The 4,734-nt window shown below is 61.2% G+C and carries 2 protein-coding genes and 1 pseudogene; all 3 read left to right on the forward strand.

What is annotated here, in order from left to right; genetic code table 11:
• On the forward strand, window positions 1-1,511 hold a 1,511-nt coding region (locus tag AO277_RS10830), incomplete at its 5' end, for a bifunctional protein-serine/threonine kinase/phosphatase (protein ID WP_099258967.1).
• 277 nt (window positions 1,512-1,788) lie between these two features.
• Window positions 1,789-2,994 (forward strand): annotated as a pseudogene (locus AO277_RS10835) (NAD(P)/FAD-dependent oxidoreductase); the annotation flags it as partial.
• A 20-nt stretch (window positions 2,995-3,014) separates the two neighbouring features.
• The coding region (locus AO277_RS10840) for a molybdopterin-dependent oxidoreductase (protein ID WP_257214212.1) at window positions 3,015-4,734 on the forward strand (1,720 nt) is incomplete at its 3' end.

Raw genomic sequence — 4,734 nt, forward strand, 5'->3', positions numbered from 1 at the left:
CAGGATGCAGGCCGCCAAGGCAGCGTAAGTGGATAATTGTCCAACCTTCGGGGGGCATACCACAAACCTGGGGCGTGGCCCAGTCTCTCGACCGCCTGCTGCTGGCGCAGAATCGCTGGCTGCTGGCCAACGGTTTGCTGACCACCCTCAGCGCTCTGGTGCTGCGCGGACGACGCTTCACCCTGGCCCACGTCGGCGACTGCCGGGCTTATCGCTGGCAGGCCGGTACGCTAAAGCGCATCAGTGAAGACCACGTCTGGGAACAGGCCGACATGCAGCATGTGCTCAAGCGCGCGCTGGGCCTGGACCAGTACGTGGTCATGGACTATCTGGACGGCGAGCTGTGTGAAGGTGAACGACTGTTGCTGGTCAGCGACGGTGTCTGGGCGACCCTTGGTGATGCCAGCATCCGCTCGATTCTGACCGAGCAGGACAACCTCGACTCGGCGGTGAAAACCCTGGTCAGCGCGGCGCATCTGGCAGGCAGCCAGGACAATGCCAGCGCCCTGCTGATTCAGGTCGATAGCCTGGGCGAGGACGATCTGGGTGACACACTGCTGCAATTGCAGCAATGGCCACTGCCACCCGCGCTCAAGGCGGGCCAGGGCTTCGAAGGCTGGACGGTTGGCGGCATCGTGGCGCAGTCGCGCCAGTCCATCCTTTATCGGGTGACCGATACCCACGGCCAACCGTGGCTGCTCAAGACCCTGCCGGCCAGCCGGCATGACGAGTCGGGTGCAGGCCAAGGGTTATTGCTTGAAGAGTGGTTTTTACGCCGGGTTGCCGGGCGCTTCTTTCCCGAGGTCCATCCGCTGGCAGACCGCCAGCACCTGTATTACGTGATGCGCGAGTATTGCGGAAATACACTGGCCGAGGTTTTCACGCGCAACGGGCCGCTGCCGCTGGCTCAATGGCAGGACCTCGCGACCCGACTGTTACGCGCTGCGGGCCTGCTGCATCGGCGCAACATCATTCATCGCGATATCAAACCGGAAAACCTGCTGCTGGCAGATGATGGCGAACTGCGCCTGCTGGATTTCGGCCTGGCTTACTGCCCGGGATTGTCAACTGGCAACGCTGACGACTTGCCCGGCACCCCGAGCTACATCGCCCCGGAAGCCTTCAACGGCGCTGAGCCGCATCCGCAGCAAGATCTGTATGCGGCAGGCGTCACGCTGTACTACCTGCTGACAGGCCACTACCCGTATGGCGAGATCGAAGCCTTTCAGCATCGCCGCTTCGGCACGCCAATCGCCGCCAGCCGTTATCGACCGGATCTGCCGCAATGGCTGAGCCAGAGTCTGGACAAGGCACTGCAAGCCGACCCGCACCAGCGTTACGAAACCGCCGAGCAGTGGTTGCTGGAAATGGAGCAGGCCGAGCATCGCCCGGTGGTAGCAAAACCGCGCCCGTTGCTGGAACGCGAACCGCTCAAAGTCTGGCAAACGCTGGCACTGATCTCGATGCTGCTCAATCTTCTGCTGGCGATCTGGCTCATGAGCCATCACTGAACCAGACCGCCCTGCTTCTGTGCAGCACGCCTCAACGCAGTGCAGAAATAGCCTGAGGCATCGACCGAAATCCCCTTTACGCAAGTGAATGCGAGTTGGCACAGGCGCTGCATGATCTTGTGCAGATCATTCATAACGCGTAGCCCTCAACGATGAAGGCTGCGCCTCCCGATAGAACGGGACCGGACAAAGGCGTCCCCGTCAGGCAACTGGCGGGACGCCTTTTTTTGTTTGCGCGAAACGTGTCGAGCACGCGCTGCAGTGACTCGGAGGCAAGATGAAAAAACTCAAACTGGTGATGATAGGCAACGGCATGGCCGGCGTGCGCACACTCGAAGAGTTGCTGAAACTGAGCGAAGACCTGTATGACATCACGGTCTTCGGTGCCGAGCCACACCCCAACTACAACCGCATCATGCTGTCCCCAGTGCTGGCAGGCGAACAGAATTTCGAAGACATCGTGCTCAACGATCTGGCCTGGTACGAAAGCAACAGTATCCAGTTGTTGCTGAACCGTCGCGTGGTGAAGATCGACCGCATCAAACGCGTGGTAATCGCCGATGACGGCACCCAGGCCTCTTACGATCGCCTGCTGATCGCCACCGGCTCACGACCCTTTATTCTGCCGGTTCCCGGCAATACGCTGGAAGGCGTCATCGGCTACCGCGACATCGGCCACACCCGTCAGATGATCGATGCCGCCGTCACACACAAACGCGCAGTGGTCATCGGCGGCGGCCTGCTCGGGCTCGAAGCTGCCAACGGCCTGAGCCTGCGCGGCATGCAGGTCACTGTGATTCACAACGGCCAGACGCTGCTGGAGCGCCAACTGGACAAAACCAGCGGGCTGATGCTGCAAGCCGCGCTGGAAAAGCGCGGCCTGGGTTTTCGCCTCAACGAACAGACCGAAGCCTTGCTCGGCGATGATCTGGGCCGCGTACGCGCGGTGCAATTCAAAAGCGGCGAGGTGATCGACACCGATCTGGTGGTCATGGCCGCAGGCATACGCCCCAACACCGAATTGGCCGAACAGGCTGGTCTGCCCTGCAACCGGGGCATTCTGGTCAACGATACCTTGCAGACCTACGACCCGCGCATCTATGCGATTGGCGAATGCGTCAGCCATCGCGGCATCGCTTACGGGCTGGTGGCACCGCTGTTCGAGCAGGCCCGGGTGTGTGCCAATCACCTTGCCCAGTTGGGCTTTGCCCGTTATCCGGGGTCAGTGACCTCGACCAAGCTGAAAGTCACCGGCATCGACCTGTTTTCCGCCGGAGACTTTCTGGGTGCTGAAGGCACTGAAAGCATCACCCTCTCGGACCCCATCGGCGGCGTCTACAAAAAGCTGGTGATCAAGAACGACGTACTGGTCGGCGCCTGCCTTTATGGCGACACCGCGGACGGAAGCTGGTACTTGCAGCAGATACGTGATGGCCAGGGCATTGATGCCATACGCAATCACCTGATGTTCGGCAAACCCGCCGCGCCAGAGGCCGCCTGCGCATGACCAGCCTCGCCATTCAGACCACTCGGGTGACCGCGTCCACCTGCTGCTATTGCGGCGTTGGCTGCGGCGTGCTGATCGAGCATGACGGGCAGAATATCCTCGGCGTCAGCGGCGACCCTAAGCACCCGGCCAACTTCGGCAAGTTGTGCAGCAAAGGTTCAAGCCTGCACCTGACCGGGGACATCGAAGCGCGCGCACTGTATCCGGAACTACGCCTGAGCAAAGGCCTGGCACGCAGCGTCACCGATTGGGACACCGCGCTGGAGCACGCGGCCAACGTCTTCGCCGACAGCATCCGCGAGCACGGCCCCGACAGCGTCGCATTCTATATTTCCGGCCAGTTGCTGACCGAGGACTATTACGCGTTCAACAAGCTGGCCCGTGCACTGGTCGGCACCAACAATATCGACAGCAACTCACGGCTGTGCATGTCTTCGGCCGTGGCCGGCTACAAGCGCAGCCTGGGCGCCGACGCACCGCCTTGCAGCTATGAAGATATCGAACTGAGCGATTGCGTGATGATCGTCGGCAGCAACATGGCCTACGCGCACCCGATTCTGTTTCGTCGCCTGGAAGAAGCAAAAAGCCGTCGCCCGCAGATGAAACTCATCGTCATCGACCCACGGCGCACCGATACCTGCGAACTGGCGGACCTGCACCTGGCGATTCAGCCTGGCACCGACGTTGCGCTGTTTCACGGCATCCTCCATGTGCTGATCAGTGAAAGCCTGATTGATCCCGAGTTCATTGCCGCACACACACAGGGCTATGAGGCGCTGTCAGCGCTGGTACGAGATTACCCACCTGAACGCGTAGCAAACCTCTGCGGCATTACCCAGGAACAGCTATACACCTGCGCCAGTTGGGTGGGTGAAGCTCCGGGCTTTCTGTCGCTGTGGTGCATGGGGCTGAATCAATCCACTGCGGGAAGTGCAAAAAACAGCGCACTGATCAACCTGCACCTGGCCACCGGGCAGATCGGCCGACCCGGTGCAGGCCCCTTTTCGCTCACCGGCCAACCCAACGCCATGGGCGGACGTGAAACGGGCAGCCTGTCCAACCTGCTGCCCGGCCACCGCGACGCAGCCAATCCCGAACACCGTGCGCAGGTTGCGCACTACTGGGGCGTCGACAGCCTGCCCGCCAAGCCCGGTTTGTCCGCCATCGAACTGTTCGAACAACTGCAGAACGGTACGATCAAGGCATTGTGGATTGCCTGTACCAACCCGGCACAATCACTGCCCGATCAGAACAAAATCCGACAGGCGCTGGAAACCTGCCCGTTCGTGGTACTTCAGGAGGCTTTCAAGACCACCGAAACAGCGCGCTATGCCGACCTGTTGCTGCCTGCCGCAAGCTGGGGCGAGAAAGAAGGCACGGTGACCAACTCGGAGCGGCGCATTTCCAATGTCCGCAACGCCATTGCGCCCCCCGGCGAAGCGCGCTCCGACTGGGCAATTACTGTGGACTTCGCCCAGCGTCTGCAAAAGCGCCTGCAACCCGATGCACCTGCGCTGTTCGATTTCCACACACCCAAGGCCTTGTTCGATGAATTCAAAGGCCTGACGGTCGGGCGGGATCTGGACATGTCCGGGATCGACCGCGAGCTCATCGACCTCCATGGCCCACAGCAATGGCCCTTCCCTCGCGGTGCTGGTATGCCCCCCGAAGGTTGGACAATTATCCACTTACGCTGCCTTGGCGGCCTGCATCCTG

Origin of the sequence: Pseudomonas amygdali, assembly GCF_002699855.1 — a bacterium.
Taxonomy (GTDB): Bacteria; Pseudomonadota; Gammaproteobacteria; order Pseudomonadales; family Pseudomonadaceae; genus Aquipseudomonas; species Aquipseudomonas amygdali.